Origin of the sequence: Bacillus sp. JJ1562, assembly GCF_036962705.1 — a bacterium.
GTDB lineage: Bacteria > Bacillota > Bacilli > Bacillales > Bacillaceae_L > Ferdinandcohnia.
The window spans coordinates 94,177-116,928 of record NZ_JBALOQ010000003.1; the positions used below are offsets into that span (position 1 = coordinate 94,177).

Here is a 22,752-nt window from a genome sequence, read left to right on the forward strand (position 1 = left end):
TACTACGTTTTTTCAAGAAAAGTGATGCCTTTTCTTGTTTTTTTACTTACATAAAAGGAAACTTTAATCCTTTTTTCTTACCTTTTGTCATGTTTGTCATTTGCTTCATCATTTTCTTCATGTCTTCAAATTGCTTTAATAGACGGTTTACTTCTTGAACTGTACGACCGCTACCTTTTGCAATCCGCTTTTTGCGACTAGAATTAATGATTTCAGGTTGTTCTCTTTCCACTTTTGTCATGGATCGAATGATCGCTTCAACATGGCCAATTTGTTTATCATCAACCTGAACATTCTTTAGACCCTTCATTTTGTTAGCGCCTGGTAGCATACCAAGGATCTCATCAAGAGGACCCATTTTACGCACCTGTGCTAACTGCTCTAGGAAATCATCGAATGTGAAAGACATCGACTTGAATTTCTTTTCTAACTCTTTTGCTTTATCTTCATCAACAGAAGCTTGGGCTTTTTCGATGAGTGAGAGAACATCCCCCATCCCTAAAATACGTGAAGCCATTCGTTCTGGATGGAATGGTTCTATCGCATCTAGTTTTTCACCAAGACCCACAAATTTAATTGGTGTATTTGTAACAGCCTTAACGGATAATGCTGCACCACCACGGGTATCTCCATCAAGCTTTGTTAAAACAACACCAGTTAAACCTAATAATTCATTAAAGCTTTGTGCCACATTGACTGCATCCTGTCCTGTCATTGCATCGACAACAAGGAAAATCTCATCAGGCTGTGCAACTTCTTTGACTTGCTTAAGCTCATCCATCAGTTCTTCATCGATGTGCAAACGACCGGCAGTATCAATTAATACATAGTCGTTATGCTCTTCTTTCGCCTTTTCGATTGCCTGCTTTGCAATTTCAACAGGGCTGACTTTGTCTCCAAGAGAAAAGACCGGCATATTAAGTTGTTTTCCTAAAGTTTGCAATTGGTCAATCGCAGCTGGACGATAGATGTCAGCAGCTACAAGAAGTGGTTTACGATTATGTTTTTTTCGTAATAGATTTGCAAGCTTGCCGGTAGTAGTTGTTTTACCCGCACCCTGTAAACCAACCATCATAATAACAGTTGGCGGTCTTTTGGCAACCGCAAGTTTGCTTTGCTCGCCACCCATTAATGCGGTAAGCTCCTCCTGAACGACTTTAATAACTTGCTGTCCTGGAGTTAAGCTTTTCATTACTTCTTGTCCAACAGCTCTTTCACTAACACGCTTTACAAAATCCTTGACAACTTTGAAGTTTACGTCTGCTTCAAGTAGGGCAAGACGAACCTCACGCATCATTTCTTTTACATCGGATTCTGATACTTTTCCTTTACCGCGAATTTTCTGTAGAGTTCCTTGCAGTCGGTCGGCTAATCCTTCAAATGCCATTCTTGCCGCCCCCTATTCTAATTTCTCAAGCAACTGTATCACATTCTGAAGCTGTAGGCTATCATCATATTTATGTGAAAGTCGTTTTAGCTCAGTAATCAGTTCTCTTCGCTCTTGAAATTTCTGAAATAGTAACAGTTTTTCCTCATACTCTTCAATCATTGTCTCTGTGCGCTTGATATTATCATAGACCGCTTGACGACTAATCTCATATTCCTCTGCTATTTCACCAAGGGAAAAGTCATCTAGGTAATATAAAGACATATAGTTTCTTTGCTTTGGTGTTAACAACGATTGATAGAAATCGAAGAGATAATTCATTCTCGTTGTTTTTTCAAGCATAGTATCTCCCCCTTGTTAAGTGAAATACCTTTACAATTCACTAGTTTACCTACTTTCAAATAGGTTGTCAAGTTAATTTACTTTACTATCAAATACGCCTTGGTGTATTTGCGCCCGATTTTTAGGCCCACAGGAAGTGGCGTTCTTAGACTTTGATCTTATTGATCGAAAAATTTCCTTTTAAAAACCGTGGCATCCGCCGGAGGCTTTAACTTTATTAAGCAGAAGTAGGGACTTCTGTTTAATAAAGTTAAAAGAGCCAATCGTTAGGCTCTTTTTTTAATACGTTTTATTCTTCTGTTTTTTCGACTAGATCAGCGAATAAGCCGTAGACGTAGTTTTGTGCATCAAATTCTTGGAGGTCGTCGACTTTCTCTCCTAATCCAACTAGTTTAACAGGAATGTTTAGTTCATTTCGAATAGCAAGGACAATTCCGCCCTTTGCTGTTCCGTCTAATTTTGTTAATACAATTCCTGTTACATTTGTAGCCGCTGAGAATGTTTTCGCCTGTGTTAAAGCGTTTTGTCCAGTTGTCGCATCAAGAACGAGTAATACTTCGTGCGGAGCCCCTGGTAATTCACGTTCAATGACACGTTTTACTTTTTCAAGTTCTTTCATTAAGTTAACTTTGTTTTGAAGACGTCCCGCTGTATCACATATTAATACATCAACATTACGAGATTTAGCCGCTTGAACCGCATCATACATAACTGCTGCAGGATCTGAACCTTCTGATTGTTTAATGACATCTACACCAACACGTTCGCCCCAAACCTCAAGCTGCTGAATCGCACCAGCACGGAATGTATCACCTGCAGCTAATAGGACTGATTTACCTTCATTTTTTAGACGATTTGCAATTTTTCCGATTGATGTTGTTTTACCAACACCATTAACACCAACTACTAAAATAACAGTGAGTCCTTCATCCTGAATATTTAGCTTTGGTGATTTTTCCTCACCGCCTTGGTATATTTCAACGAGCTTTTCTGAAATCACACTTTGAACCTCTTTTGTGTCCTGAATGTTTCTTTTCTTTACTTCCATCTTTAATTCATCAATTAGTTCCATAACAGTTGAAACGCCGACGTCAGCAGCAATTAAAATTTCTTCAAGTTCTTCAAAAAAGTCCTCATCGACCTTTCGATAGCGAGCAACTAAATCATTCACTCGTTCGGAAAAGGAATTACGAGTTTTTGATAAACCATCCTTAAATTTTTCAGTAACTGCATCAGTCTGGTTTGTAATCTTTTCTTTTAATTTCTTAAAAAAACTCATGTCAATCCCCTTTCAATCTAGTTCTAGGTAACCAATTCCTTGGTTTCTTCAAGACGAACTGAAACAAGCTTGGAAACTCCTGATTCCTGCATGGTCACACCATATAATACATCTGCTTCTTCCATTGTCCCTTTTCGGTGTGTGATCACAATAAATTGAGTTTCTTTACTATATTTCTTTAAATATTGCGCAAATCGGAATACATTTGCTTCATCAAGCGCTGCTTCGACCTCATCCAATACACAAAATGGAACAGGACGAACTTTAAGGATTGAAAATAACAGCGCAATTGCGGTCAATGCCCTTTCTCCACCAGATAAAAGACTTAAGTTTTGTAGCTTTTTCCCTGGTGGTTGAGCCACAATTTCAACTCCTGTATTTAAAAGATCATTAGGATCTGTTAGTCGAAGATCTGCTCGTCCACCACCAAACAAGGCTTGAAAAACTGTTTCAAAATGGGAGCGAATATTTGTAAAAGTAGATTCAAATCTCTTTTTCATTTCATCATCCATTTCGTCTATCACCTGGAACAATGTATCTTTTGCTTCTTGCAAGTCATTTTGCTGTTCAGTTAAGAACATATATCGCTCAGAAACCCTGTCATATTCATCGATTGCGCCAAGGTTCACAGTACCAAGCTCTTCAATCGCAAGCTTTATTAGTTTGACCCTCTTTCTTGCTTCGGAAACTTCAATTTGAAGTGGAAATTGTTCTTTTGCAGCTTCATAGGTTAATAAATATTCCTCGCGAAGATGTGTTAAACAATTTTCCAATTCAACATCTAAGCGATTCACCCTAACTTCCTCATCCTGTAAGATATCAACAAGCTGCTTATATTGACGTCTTGATTCCTTCAATTCACGTTCAAGATCTTCAAGTGTCATTTGTAGTTTCAGGCGATACTCTCTTTTATTGCTGATCATTTGAATGGTTTCATTTTTATCATTGGATTTTTGCATTGCTGCTTCTTCGAGCTCTAATTCCCCTGAGTTACTTGAGGTCATCTCGTTATCAAGTAGCGCTAAATCCTCTTTTAAATCAGTAAGTCTAGCATAGTCGTCATTGACTTCTTCTTCTAAGCGATCCATTTTCTCTTGTTGATGTTCAAGCGCTTGTTTTTTTCTTGCTAAAATTACCTTTTGATCAATAATTTCTGTTTGCACTGTTTCCCGTGAGGTCTGCTGGGCAGATTTTTGCGAGTTAAGCTGTGTGATGGTTTCATCTAATGAGTGAAGCTCCTCTTCAAGAGTAGCTAATTCAGATTTCAGCTCTTCTAAACGGCCGGTCATTCTTTCCTTATCTACTTGATATTGCTGCTTCTCATCATCATACAATTCCAAATGCTCATTCACATTTTGCTCTTTTAAAGCAACTTCACGGTATTCACCTTTAACAGTTTGCTCTTTTAAGCGCAATGTTTCACCAGCTTGACGAAGTTTTTCAAGCATATCTTCTTGTTCAACGATAAGCTTTTTCTTATCTTTAACCGTTTTTTCTAGTTCAGCAGTTTTAGCTTCCATATCAGCAAGCTTTTCTGTAATGCCCTCAAGCTCACGACCTCGGCTTAGTAATGAATTTGATTTCTGTTTAACAGCCCCCCCTGTCATCGAACCACCCGGATTGACAACATCACCCTCAAGTGTTACAACACGATACCTATGTCCTACAAGGGAAGCAAGTTCATTCGCACCTTTTAAATCTGTAGTAATCAATATTGTACCCAGCAGATTTGCAATAATGGAATGATATCTTCCTTCAAAGGTAACTAATTCAGAAGCTACACCAATAAACGCTGAATGCCCATTGATTGCTACAAGCTGTGTTGCCGGAATCGAACGTTCTTTCATAACATTCATCGGTAAAAATGTCGCTCGGCCAAAGGAGTTTTTCTTTAAAAACTGGATTGCAGTTCTTGCATTTTTTTCGTTGTCCACAACAATATGCTGCGTCGCTGCACCTAATGCAATTTCAATGGCAGTTTCATAATCCTTTGGAACGTGAATGAGCTCAGCAATTGCCCCTTCAATTCCTTCTAGCTGGTCGTTTCTTGCTTTTAGAACTTCCTTAACACCCTGGAAGAAACCGGAATAATCATCCTGCATTTCTTCAAGCATTTCTTTTCTTGATTTCGTTTGTTGCAGGTATTGATATGCCTGGTAGAGCATACTCTCTTGCTTCTGATAGTTTTTCTTACTATTTTCTAGCTTAGCTTGAAGCTCTCTAAAAGAAACAATTTGATGATTGATTTCTTGCTCGATAACGGAAAGCTTTGTTTGAAGTCGTACCTTTTCATCAAGTATTTCCTGGCGCTCCGTTAAGTATTTTTGATTTGATTCATCGAGTCGATTTACTTTTGCTGTTTGTTGTGAAAGCTGTTCCTTAATATAGCCCACTTCATTCCGATAAGAGGCCTGCTTATTAAGCAGCTCAAAATAATCGCTTTTTAAGTTCTCAATTTTTTCTTCGATGTTTTGATCATACGAAGCAAGTAAAATTTGTTTTTCTTTTAGCTGTTGTTCAAGTTCTTTTACTTCTTCAATCAACTTGGAAAGCTCATGTTGTTCCGACTGTTTTCTTTCGCATAAAATCTCTAGCTTTTGTGATAATTCATGAATCGAATTTTCAAGCTGACCTTTATTTTGCGTCGCATTTTTTTTGCGTTCTTTTAATACTTCTTTTCGACCCTCTAATTTTTCTAGTTCCTCACTAGTACGTAAAAGAAGTTGTTGAAGTTCATGAATTGAAGAATCTGTAGCTTCGATTCCAGTTCTTAGCTCTTCAATTTTCGCTTCCTTGCTTTGGAGTTTTGTGTTTAAAGCAAGTTCCTGCTCTTTATGCTCTTCAACAAGCTTTGATAGCTTTTCCCATTTTTCGTGAAGATCCTCAATTTCAAAAACGGTTAAACCAACTTCGATTGTTTCTAGTTCTTCTTTTTTCTCGAGATAGTCTTTCGCAATTGAAGACTGGATTTGCAGCGGTTCAATTTGCGATTCAAGTTCATGGATAATATCGTTAACCCGATTTAGATTTTCCTGTGTTTCAGCTAGTTTATACTCTGCTTTCTTTTTACGGGTCTTATATTTTAAAACACCTGCAGCTTCTTCAAATATGCTTCTTCGTTCTTCTGCTTTACTGCTTAGAATTTCTTCTACTTTTCCTTGACTGATGATTGAAAAGGCTTCACGGCCAAGTCCGGAATCCATAAATAAGTCAACAATATCCTTTAGTCGACATGTTTGTTTATTTATAAAAAATTCACTTTCACCAGACCGATAGACACGACGTGTTACGCTCACTTCATGATAATCGATTGGTAAAAAATGGTCCTCGTTATCCAATGTTATTGTTACTTCAGCCACATTCAATGCTTTACGGCTGTCACTTCCTGCGAAAATAATATCTTCCATTTTCGAGCCACGCAGTGATTTTGCCGACTGTTCTCCAAGAACCCATCGGATTCCATCTGTAATATTACTTTTACCACTACCATTTGGTCCAACTACAGCTGTTACACCAGGTACAAAATCTACAGCAATTCTTTCAGCAAACGATTTAAATCCTACTATATCTAAACGTTTGAGGAACATATACTTCCCCCTCGATTCGAAATTCAAGTCCTACATATTTTAACACAAACTAATATTTTATTGGATTACTTTTTAATTCAATACTATATAGACAAAAATATAACCCCACGAAGATCGTGAGGTGCGCTATCCTATTACTGTTTGTTTTTTATCTTTTTTAAAGCAATCTCTGCTGCATGCTGTTCAGCTTCTTTTTTTGATCTACCTGTACCCGTCCCAAGTTCCTCCCCATTTAGAGATACCCTTGAAACAAATTCACGACTATGAGCTGGCCCTTTTTCTTGGAGCACCTTATACTCAATAATTCCTGTCCCATCACGTTGGACAAGCTCTTGTAGCTGACTCTTATAATCCATCACATGAGAAAAAGCACCCGCATTAATTTTAGGAATTACTGTTTGATCTAAAAACTGGTTAACAACGTCTAGACCTTTATCAAGGTATAATGCACCAATAAATGCTTCAAACACATCTGCAAGTAGGGCAGGTCGTTCTCTTCCACCAGTCATTTCCTCACCTTTTCCTAGTAAAACAAGTTCCCCAAATTTTAGGTCATTAGCGAATGTGACTAAAGACGGTTCACAAACAATGGCTGCACGCATCTTCGTTAATTCACCCTCGCTCATAATTGGAAACTTTTTAAATAAAAACTGGGAAATGGTTAGCTCTAAAACAGCATCTCCTAAAAATTCAAGCCTTTCATTGTCTTCATGCGGCTTTTTTCGATGCTCATTCACATAAGATGAATGTGTAAATGCTTGAATAAGTAGACTTTCATTTTGAAAATGAAGCCCTAGTCGCTCCTGAAAAGCTTTAAATTTTGGAGTGAACTTATTGCCTTTATCTTTATTTATCCTTTTCACCTTATTGACCTCCAATTAGAAAAGTGCAGGCGCCTTTGGAGTGGAACGTCTACTAAGTACCGCCACGTCCTTTGGCAAACAACGTAGACGTCAGCACATCCTCGAAAATGCTTTGCATTTTCTTCGTGCGATGATTATGCTGTCGAAGCATTCCTTGTCCTGTGCAAGTCCGACAAGCTAATGTTCTGTGGCAAAAAAAGTCGCTCTTTGACTTCTTGCCACGGGTTTTAGACCCCGAGGGGCTAGGCGCTTGCACTAGACATTGAGAAAGCCCCGTTAATATAACGGGACTTTTTACTCTAAGAAATATTATAGCTGGCTTTTTATGTAATTCACAGCGTCACCAACTGTAGAAATTTTTTCAGCCTCATCGTCTGAAATTTCCATGTCAAACTCGTCCTCAAGTTCCATAACTAGTTCAACTACGTCTAGTGAATCCGCTCCAAGATCATCTTTAAATGAAGCCTCTAATTTTACTGCTGATTCTTCAACACCTAGGCGGTCAACCACGATTTTTGTAATTCTTTCAAAAACATCTGCCATTTCCATTCACCTCCCCTCAAAGTATTATATTTGGTTTTACTAGAAAAGCGCAAGCACCTATAGGCGAAAAGATAATAGTTTGGTTTATTTTTTCGATTCAGACTTTGTGCATTTCTACTTACATAACCATTCCGCCGTCAATATGAAGTGTTTGACCTGTCATATAATTACTTTGATCTGATGCTAGGAATAAAACAACGCCAGAAATATCTGTTGTTTCACCAAATCTAGCAAGAGGAATTAATTTTAACATATCATTTTTCACATCTTCAGGAAGTTTATCTGTCATATCTGTCGTAATAAAACCTGGCGCAACTGCGTTAACGTTAATATTGCGGCTCGCTAATTCTTTTGCAGCTGTTTTTGTTAAGCCTATTACACCAGCTTTGGCTGCAACATAGTTAGCTTGTCCAGGATTTCCACTTACCCCTACGATAGAAGCGATATTAATAATTTTACCAGAACGCTGCTTCATCATTTGTCTTGTTACAGCTTTTGTACTGAGGAACACACCTTTTAGGTTGATATTAATAACATCATCCCATTCTTCTTCTTTCATTCTCATTAGTAGATTATCTCGTGTTATTCCTGCATTATTAACAAGAATATCAAGACTACCAAAAGATGCGATTACCTCTTTTACCATATTAGCAACTGAATCTGCATCTGAAACATTTGCTTGAATTGCAAAAGCTTCTTGTCCTAATGCTTTGATTTCATCGACAACCTCATTCGCTTTTTGCTCACTGCCCGAATAGTTTACCGCAACCTTCGCACCCGCTTTTGCAAGTTCAATCGCAATCGTCCGACCAATCCCACGTGAAGCACCGGTAACCAATGCTACTTTTCCATTTAACATCTTAATTTCCCTCCTTTAATGCACGAATTGTTGCTTCAAGTGTTTCTATATCGCTTATTGCATATGTTGCAACTCGACGATTTACTTTCTTAATTAAACCTGAGAGTACCTTACCAGGTCCAATTTCGACCAAGGTGTCTACACCTTGGTCGAGCATGTATTGAACTGAATTTTCCCAAAGTACAGGTGAATACAATTGCTTTACTAGGTTTTCTTTTATTTGTTCTGCTGATGTCATTTCCTGTGCATTCACATTTGCTACGACAGGTACAGCTGCATCATTGATTTCAATTTGATCTAGTACTGACCGTAATTTCTCAGCTGCAGGTTCCATCAATGATGAATGGAAGGGTCCGCTAACCTCAAGTGGAATTGCACGTTTCGCACCTTTTTCCTTAGCTAATTCACAAGCCTGCTTAACACCTTCAGCAGCCCCTGAAATCACAATTTGACCCGGGCAGTTGATATTTGCAAGTTGAACTGGATGACCTGCCGCAGAAATTGCATCTGTTACCGCTTGTAAGTCCTCACTAGTCATTCCAAGGATTGCTGCCATTGTCCCTTGACCTGCTGGAACGGCTTCCTCCATAAATTCACCGCGTTTACGAACCGTACGTACAGCATCTTCAAAACTTAGTGCACCAGAAGCGACTAATGCCGTATACTCACCAAGACTATGTCCAGCAACATAACCTGGTGTTATATTTGCTTCCTTAAACTTTTCTAAAATTGCAATGCTTGTTGTTAACAGTGACGGCTGTGCGTTAACTGTTAATGTGAGTGTGTCCTGTGGTCCGTTAAAGATGAGTGAAGAAAGCTCTTCTTCTAAAGCTTTGTCAGCTCTGGTGAAAATATCCTGAACCACTTCTGAAGAGTCAACTAATTCCTTACCCATTCCTACAATTTGAGATCCTTGTCCTGGAAAAACGAATGCAATCTTGCTCATTCTACATTCCCCCTATTCATCTACTTTTGGATTGATTGTCTCTAATGTTTTACGTATTGTTCCTGAAACATCTTTTTCAACCATCTCGTATGTTTGTCTTACCGCACTAAATACACCATTTGCATCTGAAGAACCATGTGCTTTAATAACAGGTGCCTTTAAGCCGAATAGTCCCGCACCACCATATTCTGAGTAATCCAGGGTTTTTTTCAAGCCCTTTAACTCAGGCATTAAAAGTCCTGCCGCTATTTTACTCTTTAGATTGCTTGTAAAAGCCGTTTTAAGCATTTTAAACATGGAAAGGGCCGTACCTTCGATTGTTTTTAAGGCTACATTTCCTGTAAATCCATCTGTAACAACAACATCCGCCACTCCGTCTAGCAAATCTCTCGCCTCAACGTTTCCAACGAAATTGAGATTTGTAGCTTTGATTAATTCAAAAGCATGTTTAGTAAGTTCATTCCCTTTTTTATCTTCAGTTCCAACATTCAATAAACCGACTCTAGGATTTGCAACTCCACGAACCTTTTCAGAGTAGATGGATCCCATGATCGCATATTGAAGCAAGTGTTCAGGCTTTGCATCAACATTTGCACCCACATCTAACATAAGAAAGCCCTTTTTATCTAAAGTAGGGAGAGTAGGTGCTAATGCAGGTCGGTCAATTCCTTCGATTCTTCCAACGATAAAAAGTCCTGCCGTCATGAGAGCCCCTGTATTTCCAGCTGAAATACACGCATCGGCACGTCCTTCACTAACCTCTTTCGCCATTAGGACCATGGATGCATTCTTTTTTCTTCTAACGGCCCTTACAGGTTCGTCTGTTCCTTCAATTGTTTCTGTAGTATGTATGATCGTTATTCTCTCTTCTTCGGTTATGTATTGACGAATTTTTGCTTCATCACCAATGAGGACAACTTCAAGGTCTTGATAATGCTTTAAAGCAGTCATCGTTCCCTTTACAATTTCCTCTGGAGCATGATCTCCACCCATTGCATCTATTGCAAGTTTCATCTTGTATCATTCCTTTTGTTAGCTTTTAGGTAGTAAAATAATCGTATTGTACACTTTTATGAATCAGTTTTTGCTTGTTTATTAGAACGATACATTGTAAATTCACCAGAAAATACTAGTTCATTTCCAACATAGCTATTGACGTCAACGATTGTTCTACCTTTTTCCTGTGAACCTGTCACTTTTGCTTTTGCGACGACCCTCTCCCCTACTTTTACCTGTCTCGTAAACCGAATATTGGCTTTGGCAGTAAGGGCAAGTTCATCATTAATCACAGCAACCGCAAGTGAATTTGCTTGAGCAAAAAGATGATGTCCACGAGCAATTTGGTTTCGTTTAAACACATGCTCATTTGTTACATCAAAGATTGAAATTGCACTTTGGTCTAGTTCAATATCTATAATTTCACCAATGATCTCTTCAATTGGCAGAGCTTTTACTTCATCATCTAGTTTTTTCTCAGCAACAGTTTTAATTCGTTCACGAAGTTCAGGAATAGATAATTCCAAGCGGTCCAAACGAATGGTTTGAACACTCACCATAAATTTTTCAGCTAAGTCTTCATCCGTAATAAATGGATTTACTTTTATCGTTTCCTGAAGCAATTGTTGCCGTTCTTTTTTATTCCTTCTCATTAAAAATACACCGTCCGCACTCTTAAGACTAGGTACTAATAGTTAGTATATAATTAAAAAAAGCAGATTGCAAGAAGAAAAACTCCTCACAATCCGCCTTAAATTAAGAAAGTTAATCCAGCTTTTCTCCATCTAAAATACCGGTTTGTAATAAATCCTCGCGGAGGTGCTTGTAAGATTGATCCTCCCAAAATGACTGAGAATTGATTAGTTTTGTTGCATCATTTCGCGCTACCTCTAAAGTACGATAATCATGGACCATATCTGCTACCTTAAATTCTGGAACACCACTTTGTTTACGACCGAAGAAGTCACCAGGTCCACGAAGCTCTAGGTCTTTTTCTGAAAGTACAAATCCATCATTAGTTTCTGTCATAATCCGCATTCTTTCCTTTCCAACCTCAGACTTTGGGTCAGCAAGTAGAATACAATATGACTGTTCACTACCTCTTCCGACACGTCCTCGCAATTGGTGTAGCTGTGATAGACCGAATCGTTCCGCATCATAAATCACCATCATTGTTGCATTTGGAACATTCACACCTACCTCGACAACGGTTGTTGATACGAGAATTTGAACTTCATTTTCACTAAATTGTCTCATCACATCTTCTTTTTCATCCGCAGACAATCTGCCATGCATTAAGCCGACTTTTGCTTTGTTTTGAAAATGAAAGGAAAGCATGCTATGAACATCAATCGCATTTTGAACATCTAACTTATCAGATTCCTCTATCAGTGGACAAATGACATAAGCTTGTCTTCCTTTAGCTAGCTCTTTTTCAATAAATATCAAAATCCGTTCTAGCATCTCATGCTTTACCCAATAGGTTTCAATTTTCTTTCGTCCTGCTGGCATTTCGTCGATCACTGAAACATCCATTTCACCAAATACCGTAATTGCAAGTGTTCTTGGGATTGGAGTTGCTGTCATGAAAAGGACATCAGGATTTTCACCTTTCTCCCGTAAAATTCTGCGTTGCTCAACACCAAACCGATGCTGTTCATCTGTTATTACGAGTCCAAGTTTATGAAAATTAACTTCATCCTGGATAAGTGCATGGGTACCTACTAAAATATGAATTTCTCCGGCTTTGAGCTGTTCAAGGATTACTCTTCTTCGTTTTCCTTTTACAGAGCTTGTTAACAGTTGAATATTTAATCCGTAATCTAAGAATAGCTCCACAAGTGACTGTGAATGCTGTTCAGCCAAAATTTCTGTTGGCACCATTAGCGCTCCCTGATATCCCGAAAGGATTGCAGCATATAAAGAGATGGCTGCTACGACGGTTTTTCCTGAACCCACATCACCTTGAAGCAATCGATTCATTCGATACGGGGAACGTAAGTCATTGATAATCTCAGTAACAACCCGATTTTGGGCATTTGTTAATGGAAATGGTAATCCATTCATGAAATCTTCTAGTTTCTTTGACAGAAATTCCATGGCTGAACCCATCGATTGTTCCCGTTCAAACTTCCTTAGCGCCTGCATTTTTAGTTGAAAAAGGAGAAATTCTTCATACACAAAACGTCTTCTCGCTTGTTTTAAGTCCTGATGACTTAATGGGTGATGCATGATTTTTATAGCTTCCTTCTTAGGTAAAAGCCGATACGACGCTAATAATTGTTCAGGAAGGTTGTCCTCAATTTGATTACCAAACTGTTCGAGAGCAAGCGCAATAAAACGCTTCATTCCTTTTACCGTGATTTTTCCTTTTATTGAATACACAGGCTCTATGCGGTTATCTTTTATCATCGGACCAAAAACAATCTCACTGACAGTTATGGTTTGCCGATGCTGATCCCATTTTCCTGTAATTGATATAGTATCGTTAAGCGAAATCTTATTTTTATAATATGGCCGATTGAAACAGGTCGCTGTTATTAAATAGCGACCCACTAGGACTCTGAAGGTTAAGCGAGATCTTTTGCGATTGTAATAGGTCAACAGCGGTTCACTGTGAACCTTTCCCTCAATCGTTATTTTCTCCTCATGCTTGACCTCTGCAAGGTCTCGTAAACTATAATCTTCAAATCGATATGGAAAGTATAAAAGTAGGTCAACAATGGAAAAAATATGCATCTCGTTAAGATGTATTCCTGTCTCTTCACCGATTCCTTTAATTTCTGTGACAGGCTTCTGTAGATTACTATTCACCTTGTTTAGCGCTAATCCCAAAGATCTTTGCCTCAAGTGCACGACCTGTTGGGGTTGCCGCTAGCCCTCCCTGTGCTGTTTCTTTTAACGCCGTCGGCATCGTCTGACCTATTCTATACATTGCATCGATTACTTCATCACATGGAATTCGACTTGTAACACCTGCTAATGCCATATCTGCAGCAACCATTGCATTTGCTGCTCCCATTGCATTACGCTTAACACATGGCACTTCAACTAGCCCAGCTACTGGGTCACAGACGAGCCCAAGCATATTTTTCAGCGTAATTGCCATTGCCTCAGCAGATTGCTGTGGAGTACCTCCTGCCATTTCAACAATTGCCGCTGCAGCCATTCCAGCAGCAGAACCAACTTCCGCTTGACAGCCACCAGCAGCACCTGAAATCGATGCATTGTTCGCCACAACAAATCCAAATGCCCCAGCTGTAAATAAAAATTGAACCATTTGCTCTCTTGTTGGATTCAATTTCTCCTTTACCGCAAACAAAGTTCCTGGAACAACACCAGCAGAACCTGCAGTAGGTGTTGCACAAATTGTTCCCATTGCAGCATTGACTTCATTTGTGGCAACAGCCTTACTGACAGCATCTAGGACTGTTTTACCAGTTAAGAAGTTTCCTTTTTTTATATAATCTTGTAATAGTACGGCATCTCCACCCGTTAATCCTGAATGAGATGAAACGCCAGCTAGTCCTCTTTCGACGGCCTTTTCCATTACTTCTAGATTTCGTTCCATTTGAGCGATGATTTCTTCACGGCTTTTTCCTGTTACTTCAATCTCTTGTTCAATCATTACATCTGCTATTTTCATATTTTTAGTAGTAGTAAGTTCTACTAATTCAGCAACATTACGAAACATAAAAAAACCTCCTGTCGAATAAACACGAAAACGTTTTAATAATGATACTTAGTCGACAATTTTGGCTACTTTTAAGATGTTGGGTAAGGTAGATAGTTCATCTAAAACCTGCCCGTCGATGTTTTGATCCACTTCAATTGTCATAAGAGCTTGCATCCCTTTTTCTTTACGTGCCACTTCCATATGGCCGATATTGATGGCGTACTTTGCTAACACATTCGCCACACCTGCAATGGCACCATAGCGGTCATTGTGGACAACAAGAATAGCCGGATGGTTCCCAGATAAACGAAGCTGAAATCCGTTTAATTCGGTAATTTCAATTTTTCCGCCACCTATAGAAATACCGACAAGCTCCAATTCCCCTTCATCATCACCAATTGAAACTCGAGCTGTATTAGGGTGTTCTGGAATTGCTTCCTCTTCAATAAATTTTATCTGCATACCTGCTTCTTTAGCTATTTCCAATGATGTTTTTATTCTTTCATCAAATGTGTCAAAATCAAGCAGTCCACCTATGATCGCAACATCTGTCCCGTGACCCCTATATGTCTCGGCAAATGATCCATAGAAGGAGATATTAGCCCATTTTGGTTCTCGACCAAACAAGCTTCTTGCAACTCTTCCGATGCGAGCTGCCCCAGCTGTATGTGAGCTTGATGGACCAATCATAACTGGACCAATAATATCAAAAACACTTCTATATTTCATATATTCTCCCCCCTACTTACTTAATCAAATACGCCTCGGCGTATTTGCGCCCAGATTTTTTTCGAGCATGCTCGAAAAACTTCCTTTAAAAAATCTGTGGCATCCGCCGAAGGCTTAACAATATACAGTCAGATTTTTATCTGACTGTATATTGTTATATGGAGTAAGGCCAAACTGTGTTCCTACATATTACTCTATTTCTCATTAACTTTTTTAACAACAGGAAATTGTCCCCAGACATTGAAATAGAAGGGATAAATCCCTTCTATTTTGTAGCCTTATTCAACTGAGAAAATGAATGCGTAAAGTGGTTGTTCACCATTATGCACTTCAATTTCAAGGTCTTCATACTCTTCTTCAAGATATTGGACTATTCTCTTAACCTCATCCTCTGAGGCATCCTGACCATAAATAATAGTCACTATTTCATCGTCATCAGCGGAAATAATCTTTGTTAATAGGTCTTTTGCAGCTGTTAACTTATCCTTATCTGTAACGGCAATTTTCCCATCTGCAATTCCCATAAAATCATCTTTAGCAATATCGATTCCATCAATATTGGTATCACGTACCGCATATGTGATTTGACCCGTTTTTACATTACTTAATGCACCTGTCATAGTCGTCTGATTTGCTTCCAATTCACCAGATGGGTTAAATGCAAGTAATGCAGACATCCCTTGAGGTACGGTTCGTGAAGGAACAACTACCACATTGCCTTCAATGACAGAAGCTGCCTGTTCAGCTGCCATAATAATATTCTTGTTATTTGGAAGTAGGATAAAGTTTTCTGCATGTACTGATTCGATTGCTTTCACAAAATCCTCAGTACTTGGATTCATTGTTTGTCCACCCTCAATAACAACTTCTGCTCCGATACTCTTAAATAATTCTGTAATTCCCGCACCCATTGCAACAGTGATGATCGCATATTTCTCTTTTTCTTTGTTACGTTTCTCTTGTAATGGAGCCTGTGAATCATCTTCATTTAGAATCGCAGTATGCTGCTCGCGCATATTCTCAATCTTCATGTTAATTAAGCTTCCATAACGTTGACCGTATGATAATACGTCACCAGGTTTCTCGGAATGGATATGTACTTTCACAATATCATCGTCGGAAATAACTAATAATGAATCACCGTAATGACTTAAATCATTTTGGAACTGTTCTTCGGAAAATGGATGTTTGTTGGTTTTTTCCTGTTCAAACTTCACCATGAATTCTGTACAGTAACCAAATACGATATCCTCTGTATTCATATGACTTTGAACACTTTTATGATGCTCCGCACTTACAAGTTCATTCATAGATGGTGCTGCAATTGACATATTCTCAATTGTTTCACCTTTTAGTTCTGACAGGAATCCTTCGTAAACAAGTACTAATCCCTGACCACCGCTATCTACAACCCCGACTTCCTTCAATACAGGTAGTAGATCAGGTGTACGATTTAATGACGCTTTCGCTTCTTTTACAAGCTCCTCCATCACAACAATGATGTCTGTCTCATTTATTGCAACAGCAACAGCTCGTTTTGCTGCATCTTTTGCAACTGTTAGTATAGTTCCTTCAACAGGTTTCATTACAGCCTTATATGCTGTTTCCACCCCCATTTCAAAAGCGTGGGCAAATTCAGCAGCGCTCAAAGTTTCCTTTTGATCGATTGCCTTAGAGAATCCTCTGAATAACTGAGATAAAATAACCCCAGAGTTACCTCTTGCACCCATTAATAACCCTCGCGCTAAGGATGCTCCGACCTTTCCTATATGTGGGGTAACATTATTTTTTACTTCCTTTGCACCAGACGTCATGGAAAGATTCATATTCGTTCCGGTATCTCCATCTGGTACAGGGAAAACGTTAAGGGCATCTACCATCTTTGCGTTATTAGATAAATGTGCAGCACCTAATAACACCATTTTTGCAAAACGTTTCCCATCTAATGTAGTAATTGACACAAAAATTTCCTCCTCTTTATGGGTTCGTAACGCGAACTCCTTGCACGTAAATATTAACCGAGCTCACAGCAAGTCCTACTGTTTGGTCTAATGTATATTTCACCTTTGATTGAACATTGTGGGCAACCTCAGAAATTTTAGTGCCATAACTTACAATTATGTACATATCGATATGCACTTCATCATTTTCTTGACGAACAATAATACCGCGGGCAACATTTTCTTTTCGTAAAAGCTCAGAAATACCATCTTTAATTTGCTTTCTAGAAGCCATTCCGACGATCCCGTAACAATCGATGGCTGCTCCTCCAGCAACTGTTGCAATAACATCATTCGATATATCAATTTGTCCGTATTTCGTATTTAACTCGATGGACATGAAAGTCTCCCCCTTTATATTTGTTCACCTTGGCTACAGTAATTTTACTATAACATCGCATATTTTAAAAGTAATTCATTGGGTTTACTGTGTGGATTCATTATCTTTTATTATATAGCTTTTTAAAATTTCTATGTCTTGACAAGTATTTTTCCTTTAAAGCATAGCTTTGAAGTATTGCAATATCCCATTAGTTATGATAAATTATATAAGTATTTCTATGAAGAAAGCGATATGTTTGATTGTTGCTGTGCAAGTTAGGAGGGAAATAGAATGGCACGTAAATGTGTAATCACAGGTAGAAAAACTACTACTGGTAACGCTCGTTCCCATGCAATGAACGCTTCTAAGCGCAAATGGGGAGCTAACCTACAAAAAGTCCGTATTTTAGTTGATGGTAAACCAAAACGCGTATACGTTTCTGCAAGAGCATTAAAATCTGGTAAAGTAGAACGCGTGTAATAAAGAAAAGCATTTAGCTCTTACGATATGTAAGAGCTAAAAATATGCACAAAAAAAAGCACCTAAGGGCGGTGCTTTTTTTATCCTTTTTTAAAAGATCCTAACATCGCACGGACGATACCGCCTAAGAACTTTGGTAACTTAATTGTATAAAATTTCATACTTTCCCTCCTCAATGCAATCTCCACGTACTTTCATTGAAATCACACGGTCTACTTTATTAATAATATTCAAATGAAAAAAAATAGTACCATAGTACATATAAATAAAAGCAATTTCATGTGAACCTTCTTAAAACATTCTTATGCCTAATTGATTAAAAAAAGTACAGTTCAATTGAAGTTCATTACTAAAAGATAGTGGTAAGCCATTTAATATATGCAAAAAAAGCAAATAAAAAAGAGCAGAGATTTCTGCTCTTTTTACAGACTACGAATTTTTTCGATTGCTGTTTTCCGATCTTCTTGATTATAAATAGCTGAGCCTGCAACTAGAACATTTGCACCAGCACGAACGCAAAGTTTTGCTGTTTCTTCATTGACTCCTCCGTCAACTTCGATTTCAACATTCAAGTTCTTTTCTTTTACCATCCCGGCAACTTCCTCGATTTTAGGAAGGACAGAATGGATGAACTTTTGCCCACCAAATCCAGGATTCACTGTCATTAATAACACTAAATCAATATCCTCAATCACATGCTTAATCGTATCAACAGGAGTGGCTGGGTTTAAAACAACACCTGCCTTAACACCATGAGATTTTATTAATTGAATGGTACGATGAAGATGTGGACATGCCTCAACGTGTACCGTTAAAATGTCTGCCCCTGCTTGTGCAAAGGTCGGAATGAATTGGTCAGGATTTTCAATCATTAAATGAACATCTAATGGCAATTTTGTAATGGGTCGAATCGCTTCTACGATAAGTGGACCGATTGTAATATTTGGAACAAAGTGACCATCCATGACATCTACATGAATATAGTCTGCTCCCCCATTTTCAACATCCTTAATGTCTGCTCCAAGCTTTGCAAAATCTGCTGAAAGAATGGATGGTGCAATTTTAATCATTATTAATACCTCGGCTTTCTTTCCTTTATTTCTTCATAAAAACTTACATAGTGATCATAACGAAATTGTTTAATACTTCCGTCTTCTACGCCCTGTCTGACAGTACACTTCGGCTCAGAAATATGTGTGCAGCCTCGAAATTTACAATTTGCACCTGCTTTATATATTTCAGGGAAGCAATATGAAAGTTCCTCTGTTTCAATTGTTAGAAATTCCAACGAACTAAATCCTGGAGTGTCTGCAACAAGCCCATTACCTACTTCAATTAATTCAACATGTCTTGTCGTATGCTTTCCTCTTCCTAATGACAATGAAATTTCATTTGTTTCTAACTCTAACTCTGGTCGAAGTGTATTTAACAACGAAGATTTCCCCACTCCAGATTGACCAGCAAAAACCGAAATTCGATTATCTAATAAGGGCAGGAGCTGGTCAAGTCCTTCCCTTTCCTTCGTTGATGTTAACAGGACATGATAGCCGATTTCCCGATAATTTCTAGCATATTCCTCTATTTCTTGAACTGCCTCATCGGATATTAAATCCGTTTTACTGATACAAATAATAGGTTCTATATCGTTTGATTCAACTAAAACAAGAAAGCGATCTAACAACAATGGACTGAAGTCTGGTTTAATTGCTGAAAAAACTAAAATAGCTTGATCAACATTTGCAATTGGCGGACGTACCAATTCATTTTTACGTTCCAATACCTCTAATATATACCCATCCGTTTCATTGTCTGCTTGATATACCACATTGTCGCCAACCAAGGGGGTGATTTTATTTTTCCGAAAGACACCCCTTCCACGACATTGAATCAGTTCCCCATTTTCGTTTTGAACATAATAAAAACCGCTTAATGCTTTTATAATTTTGCCTTCTGGCATAGTTTCACTCCTTGTTTTATTTCATTCGTAACGACATATATCATGTAGTAGAAACATCCCACTACCCTTTCCAACCTATTCTTCTGAATAAGGAATTCTGTCTCTTTGATCAAGTACATCATCAATAGTCACCATATATTCAGCAGTTTCACCAGGATTAATGACAAACGAAAGATCTATTGAGTGTTTTTCCTTAATTTTAATCTCTTTATAAACTTCCGTGATTTTATGCTGGGCATCCTGTATATAAACCTTCACAGTTTGTGGATTGCTTTCTTCATCAGGCGTGTAATCAATCGTTAAGGTACGTTTAACTGTAATCGGCTCTTTAGGTTCAGGACCTTTTGACATGATTACTTTAACCTTGGCACCTTTGGTTAATTCAGTGCCTTTTTCTACGGTTTGCGAAATAGCCTGGCCAGCAGGAATATCATCTGAAAATTGCTCCTCTGAATAGTCGATTATCAAACCAGTACTCTTTTCATATTCATCGAGTGCATTTGCTGGATATCTTGTTAAATCAGCAAGTTTAATAGTTTCAAGTCCCTTGCTTATTGTAAAGGTAACCTCTGTTTCCTCTGGAACAACCTCTTCTCCTTCATCAATTGATTGTTTAAGAATTGTTCCTGGGGCACTGTCATTATATTCATCTTGAGAATACACAGTATAATTTTCTTTATCTAATTTGGCTTTAACTTCCTCAAAATCTTTACCGACATAATTCTTAAATACCACTTTCTTTTTACCGGTACTTTCATATAAATCGATCGTGTTGCCTTCCTTTACAGAGTCCCCTGCTTCAGGATCAGTTCGAACAATATAGCCTTCTTGTATTTCTTGATCACTGATTTCAATCGTGTCACCAATTTTAAAACCAGCTTCCTTCAATTTAGAAACTGCTCGGTCATAGTCCATGTTTGAAACATCCGGGACTTCGACATCCTTCGGTAAAAATAATGCCGGAAAAACCGTAACTGCAGCTACACCAGCACCTATTATAAAGAAAAAGATGATTGCAAGCGTTACTAAAAGTCTATTCTTCTTCTTTTTCTTTGGTTTTGGCTCATCCTGTTCAGTCTGATTTGTATTCTTCTGAGAGTCTCTAACCATTGTTTCAGCTGATAATGGTCTATTATCCTTAATAATTGGAATAGCTTTTGTTACTTCATCATCCATGTCTGGTATCACAAATTTTTGTTCGTTTAATCGATTTGGAAAAAGCGCAGTCTGCAAATTTTCTTCCATTTCTTCAACCGTATCATAGCGATGGAATGGGTCTTTTGCAGTTGCTTTTAGTATAATATTTTCAACACTCTGCGGTATTGTAGCATTCCATCTTTTTGGTGATGGTGTATCCGTTTGTAAGTGTTTCAAAGCAATTGATACAGCTGATTCACCTTCAAATGGAACACGACCTGTTAAAAGCTCAAACATGACAATTCCAAGTGAATAGATATCAGACTTTCGTGTTGACATACCACCTCGAGCTTGTTCTGGTGATAAATAATGAACAGAACCTAGCACAGAGTTTGTTTGTGTAATAGTTGTTGAGCTTAGTGCAACTGCAATCCCAAAATCAGTTACCTTTACTGTTCCATCATGATCAATTAAGATATTCTGAGGTTTAATGTCACGATGAACAATTTGATTTTGATGCGCTTGTGTAATTGCTGATGTTAGCTGTAACATAATATTAATCACTTCTTTTGGATGAAGCGGTGCATTTCGCTGTATGTATTGTTTCAAGGTTTGCCCAGGAACATATTCCATTACGATATAATAAATATCCTCTTCTTCCCCAACATCATATATGCTTACAATATTCGGATGTGCCAAGCTTGTTGCTGCATGGGCTTCACGTCTAAACCGTTTGATAAATTCTTCATCATTTGAAAAATCTAAACGGAGCACTTTAATGGCTACATCACGTTCGAGGATTACATCACGTGCGAGGTACACATTAGCCATCCCGCCCCCACCTATGACTTCGAGAATTTTATAACGTCCACTTAATCGTCTTCCAATAAGCATAGAATTATTCGCCCTCACTTTCAGACGTGTAATCGACGATTACGAGTGTGATATTATCTTCTCCACCATGATCATTGGCTAATTGAACGAGTCTTTCACCCTTATTTTCGATAGAGTCGTCACTTTCTATAATGTTTTTTAATTCAGATTCTGAGACTTTATTAGACAAGCCGTCAGAACATATTAAAAGCATATCGCCTTCATCTAAAATTAGCGTTTTTAAGTCCATTTGGACATGCGTTTCCGTACCTAAAGCACGTAAAACGACATTTTTACGTGGATGATGCTCTGCATCTTCCTTAGAAATATGCCCAGAACGAACAAGTTCATTAACAAGTGAATGATCTTCGGTAATTTGTTGGAACCCATGACTATTAAGCAGATAGCAACGGCTATCGCCAATATGAGCAACCGTTGTAAAAAGGTCAGTACATATTGCAGCTACAACAGTCGTTCCCATACCTTTGCACTCATCATTTTCTTGTGAATGTGTAAAAAGGTTTGTATTAATTTTAGAAATATGCTCTTTCAGCCAAGTTTCTGCTGATTCTGAAGTGGTAATCTTTTCACTTTCTTCCCAGAAGGACTGGAGCTGTGATGTTGTCATACTACTGGCAACATCACCAGCTAAATGCCCGCCCATTCCATCAGCTACGACAGCTATTACTTGTCCATCCTTGTTATGATAAACACCACAGCTATCTTCATTGATTTGTCTTACTTTTCCCCGGTTTGTCAAAAAGAACGACTTCATA

21 protein-coding genes are annotated in these 22,752 nt (G+C 38.2%); 1 reads left to right on the forward strand and 20 read right to left on the reverse strand.

Annotated features, from left to right (window positions below):
- Nucleotides 1-46: 46 nt before the first annotated feature.
- From ffh to V7097_RS01475, 15 genes are all read right to left on the reverse strand, one after another.
- On the reverse strand, nucleotides 47-1,387 hold the full coding sequence (gene ffh / locus V7097_RS01405; protein WP_335701802.1) for a signal recognition particle protein: 1,341 nt from the start codon (nucleotides 1,385-1,387) through the stop codon (nucleotides 47-49).
- A 12-nt stretch (nucleotides 1,388-1,399) separates the two neighbouring features.
- Nucleotides 1,400-1,729 carry a putative DNA-binding protein gene (locus V7097_RS01410; protein WP_335701803.1) on the reverse strand — a complete coding sequence of 110 codons (330 nt, stop codon included), beginning with the start codon at nucleotides 1,727-1,729 and terminating at the stop codon, nucleotides 1,400-1,402.
- 289 nt (nucleotides 1,730-2,018) lie between these two features.
- A complete protein-coding gene (ftsY, locus tag V7097_RS01415) occupies nucleotides 2,019-3,008 on the reverse strand; it encodes a signal recognition particle-docking protein FtsY (RefSeq protein WP_335701804.1) in 990 nt (329 codons plus the stop codon).
- A 23-nt stretch (nucleotides 3,009-3,031) separates the two neighbouring features.
- On the reverse strand, nucleotides 3,032-6,595 hold the full coding sequence (gene smc, locus V7097_RS01420; RefSeq protein WP_335701805.1) for a chromosome segregation protein SMC: 3,564 nt from the start codon (nucleotides 6,593-6,595) through the stop codon (nucleotides 3,032-3,034).
- 134 nt (nucleotides 6,596-6,729) lie between these two features.
- A complete protein-coding gene (gene rnc / locus V7097_RS01425; RefSeq protein WP_335701806.1) occupies nucleotides 6,730-7,458 on the reverse strand; it encodes a ribonuclease III in 729 nt (242 codons plus the stop codon).
- Nucleotides 7,459-7,767: 309 nt separating this feature from the next.
- Complete coding sequence (locus V7097_RS01430) at nucleotides 7,768-8,001, reverse strand: acyl carrier protein (protein ID WP_136378312.1); 234 nt, start codon at nucleotides 7,999-8,001, stop codon at nucleotides 7,768-7,770.
- Between the two features lie 118 nt (nucleotides 8,002-8,119).
- Nucleotides 8,120-8,860: a 3-oxoacyl-[acyl-carrier-protein] reductase gene (fabG, locus tag V7097_RS01435; RefSeq protein WP_335701807.1), complete on the reverse strand. Its 741-nt coding sequence runs from the start codon at nucleotides 8,858-8,860 to the stop codon at nucleotides 8,120-8,122.
- 1 nt (nucleotide 8,861) lies between these two features.
- Nucleotides 8,862-9,806, reverse strand: a complete 945-nt coding sequence (gene fabD / locus V7097_RS01440) for an ACP S-malonyltransferase (RefSeq protein WP_335701808.1) — start codon at nucleotides 9,804-9,806, stop codon at nucleotides 8,862-8,864.
- Between the two features lie 12 nt (nucleotides 9,807-9,818).
- Nucleotides 9,819-10,820 (reverse strand): phosphate acyltransferase PlsX, encoded by a 1,002-nt coding sequence (gene plsX, locus V7097_RS01445; RefSeq protein ID WP_335701809.1) that lies wholly within the window; start codon nucleotides 10,818-10,820, stop codon nucleotides 9,819-9,821.
- 56 nt (nucleotides 10,821-10,876) lie between these two features.
- Nucleotides 10,877-11,455 carry a transcription factor FapR gene (gene fapR, locus V7097_RS01450; RefSeq protein WP_335701810.1) on the reverse strand — a complete coding sequence of 193 codons (579 nt, stop codon included), beginning with the start codon at nucleotides 11,453-11,455 and terminating at the stop codon, nucleotides 10,877-10,879.
- A 112-nt stretch (nucleotides 11,456-11,567) separates the two neighbouring features.
- Nucleotides 11,568-13,616: an ATP-dependent DNA helicase RecG gene (recG, locus tag V7097_RS01455; protein WP_335702042.1), complete on the reverse strand. Its 2,049-nt coding sequence runs from the start codon at nucleotides 13,614-13,616 to the stop codon at nucleotides 11,568-11,570.
- Complete coding sequence (gene sdaAA / locus V7097_RS01460) at nucleotides 13,609-14,496, reverse strand: L-serine ammonia-lyase, iron-sulfur-dependent, subunit alpha (protein WP_335701811.1); 888 nt, start codon at nucleotides 14,494-14,496, stop codon at nucleotides 13,609-13,611. The genes recG and sdaAA overlap by 8 nt, the downstream gene beginning before the upstream one ends.
- A 48-nt stretch (nucleotides 14,497-14,544) precedes the next feature.
- The gene (sdaAB, locus tag V7097_RS01465) at nucleotides 14,545-15,207 is read right to left on the reverse strand and encodes an L-serine ammonia-lyase, iron-sulfur-dependent subunit beta (RefSeq protein WP_335701812.1); all 663 of its coding nucleotides are present in this window, start codon (nucleotides 15,205-15,207) and stop codon (nucleotides 14,545-14,547) included.
- Between the two features lie 278 nt (nucleotides 15,208-15,485).
- Nucleotides 15,486-17,168 (reverse strand): DAK2 domain-containing protein, encoded by a 1,683-nt coding sequence (locus V7097_RS01470; protein WP_335701813.1) that lies wholly within the window; start codon nucleotides 17,166-17,168, stop codon nucleotides 15,486-15,488.
- 16 nt (nucleotides 17,169-17,184) lie between these two features.
- Complete coding sequence (locus V7097_RS01475) at nucleotides 17,185-17,547, reverse strand: Asp23/Gls24 family envelope stress response protein (protein ID WP_335701814.1); 363 nt, start codon at nucleotides 17,545-17,547, stop codon at nucleotides 17,185-17,187.
- A 273-nt stretch (nucleotides 17,548-17,820) separates the two neighbouring features.
- Here V7097_RS01475 and rpmB point away from each other — a divergent pair, with 273 nt between their 5' ends.
- Nucleotides 17,821-18,009, forward strand: a complete 189-nt coding sequence (gene rpmB / locus V7097_RS01480) for a 50S ribosomal protein L28 (protein ID WP_010282529.1) — start codon at nucleotides 17,821-17,823, stop codon at nucleotides 18,007-18,009.
- 80 nt (nucleotides 18,010-18,089) lie between these two features.
- On the opposite strand, the gene spoVM is transcribed toward rpmB, so the two are convergent.
- From spoVM to V7097_RS01505, 5 genes are all read right to left on the reverse strand, one after another.
- Nucleotides 18,090-18,170 carry a stage V sporulation protein SpoVM gene (gene spoVM, locus V7097_RS01485; RefSeq protein WP_010282530.1) on the reverse strand — a complete coding sequence of 27 codons (81 nt, stop codon included), beginning with the start codon at nucleotides 18,168-18,170 and terminating at the stop codon, nucleotides 18,090-18,092.
- Between the two features lie 261 nt (nucleotides 18,171-18,431).
- Nucleotides 18,432-19,079: a ribulose-phosphate 3-epimerase gene (rpe, locus tag V7097_RS01490; RefSeq protein WP_335701815.1), complete on the reverse strand. Its 648-nt coding sequence runs from the start codon at nucleotides 19,077-19,079 to the stop codon at nucleotides 18,432-18,434.
- 2 nt (nucleotides 19,080-19,081) lie between these two features.
- Entirely contained in the window at nucleotides 19,082-19,966 is an 885-nt protein-coding gene (gene rsgA / locus V7097_RS01495) for a ribosome small subunit-dependent GTPase A (protein WP_335701816.1), read from the reverse strand.
- A gap of 75 nt (nucleotides 19,967-20,041) precedes the next feature.
- Nucleotides 20,042-21,997, reverse strand: a complete 1,956-nt coding sequence (pknB, locus tag V7097_RS01500; RefSeq protein ID WP_335701817.1) for a Stk1 family PASTA domain-containing Ser/Thr kinase — start codon at nucleotides 21,995-21,997, stop codon at nucleotides 20,042-20,044.
- 4 nt (nucleotides 21,998-22,001) lie between these two features.
- Nucleotides 22,002-22,751 (reverse strand): Stp1/IreP family PP2C-type Ser/Thr phosphatase, encoded by a 750-nt coding sequence (locus V7097_RS01505; protein ID WP_335702043.1) that lies wholly within the window; start codon nucleotides 22,749-22,751, stop codon nucleotides 22,002-22,004.
- Nucleotide 22,752 lies beyond the last annotated feature (1 nt).

What these genes read in the sequence shown, in the direction of transcription:
- ffh (WP_335701802.1), bottom strand. Translation starts at nt 1,387, where the DNA reads ATGGCATTTGAAGGATTAGCCGACCGACTGCAAGGAACTCTACAGAAA.
- V7097_RS01410 (WP_335701803.1), bottom strand. Translation starts at nt 1,729, where the DNA reads ATGCTTGAAAAAACAACGAGAATGAATTATCTCTTCGATTTCTATCAA.
- ftsY (WP_335701804.1), bottom strand. Translation starts at nt 3,008, where the DNA reads ATGAGTTTTTTTAAGAAATTAAAAGAAAAGATTACAAACCAGACTGAT.
- smc (WP_335701805.1), bottom strand. Translation starts at nt 6,595, where the DNA reads ATGTTCCTCAAACGTTTAGATATAGTAGGATTTAAATCGTTTGCTGAA.
- V7097_RS01430 (WP_136378312.1), bottom strand. Translation starts at nt 8,001, where the DNA reads ATGGCAGATGTTTTTGAAAGAATTACAAAAATCGTGGTTGACCGCCTA.
- fabG (WP_335701807.1), bottom strand. Translation starts at nt 8,860, where the DNA reads ATGTTAAATGGAAAAGTAGCATTGGTTACCGGTGCTTCACGTGGGATT.
- fabD (WP_335701808.1), bottom strand. Translation starts at nt 9,806, where the DNA reads ATGAGCAAGATTGCATTCGTTTTTCCAGGACAAGGATCTCAAATTGTA.
- plsX (WP_335701809.1), bottom strand. Translation starts at nt 10,820, where the DNA reads ATGAAACTTGCAATAGATGCAATGGGTGGAGATCATGCTCCAGAGGAA.
- fapR (WP_335701810.1), bottom strand. Translation starts at nt 11,455, where the DNA reads ATGAGAAGGAATAAAAAAGAACGGCAACAATTGCTTCAGGAAACGATA.
- sdaAA (WP_335701811.1), bottom strand. Translation starts at nt 14,496, where the DNA reads ATGTTTCGTAATGTTGCTGAATTAGTAGAACTTACTACTACTAAAAAT.
- sdaAB (WP_335701812.1), bottom strand. Translation starts at nt 15,207, where the DNA reads ATGAAATATAGAAGTGTTTTTGATATTATTGGTCCAGTTATGATTGGT.
- V7097_RS01475 (WP_335701814.1), bottom strand. Translation starts at nt 17,547, where the DNA reads ATGTCCATCGAGTTAAATACGAAATACGGACAAATTGATATATCGAAT.
- rpmB (WP_010282529.1), top strand. Translation starts at nt 17,821, where the DNA reads ATGGCACGTAAATGTGTAATCACAGGTAGAAAAACTACTACTGGTAAC.
- spoVM (WP_010282530.1), bottom strand. Translation starts at nt 18,170, where the DNA reads ATGAAATTTTATACAATTAAGTTACCAAAGTTCTTAGGCGGTATCGTC.
- rpe (WP_335701815.1), bottom strand. Translation starts at nt 19,079, where the DNA reads ATGATTAAAATTGCACCATCCATTCTTTCAGCAGATTTTGCAAAGCTT.
- rsgA (WP_335701816.1), bottom strand. Translation starts at nt 19,966, where the DNA reads ATGCCAGAAGGCAAAATTATAAAAGCATTAAGCGGTTTTTATTATGTT.
- pknB (WP_335701817.1), bottom strand. Translation starts at nt 21,997, where the DNA reads ATGCTTATTGGAAGACGATTAAGTGGACGTTATAAAATTCTCGAAGTC.
- V7097_RS01505 (WP_335702043.1), bottom strand. Translation starts at nt 22,751, where the DNA reads ATGAAGTCGTTCTTTTTGACAAACCGGGGAAAAGTAAGACAAATCAAT.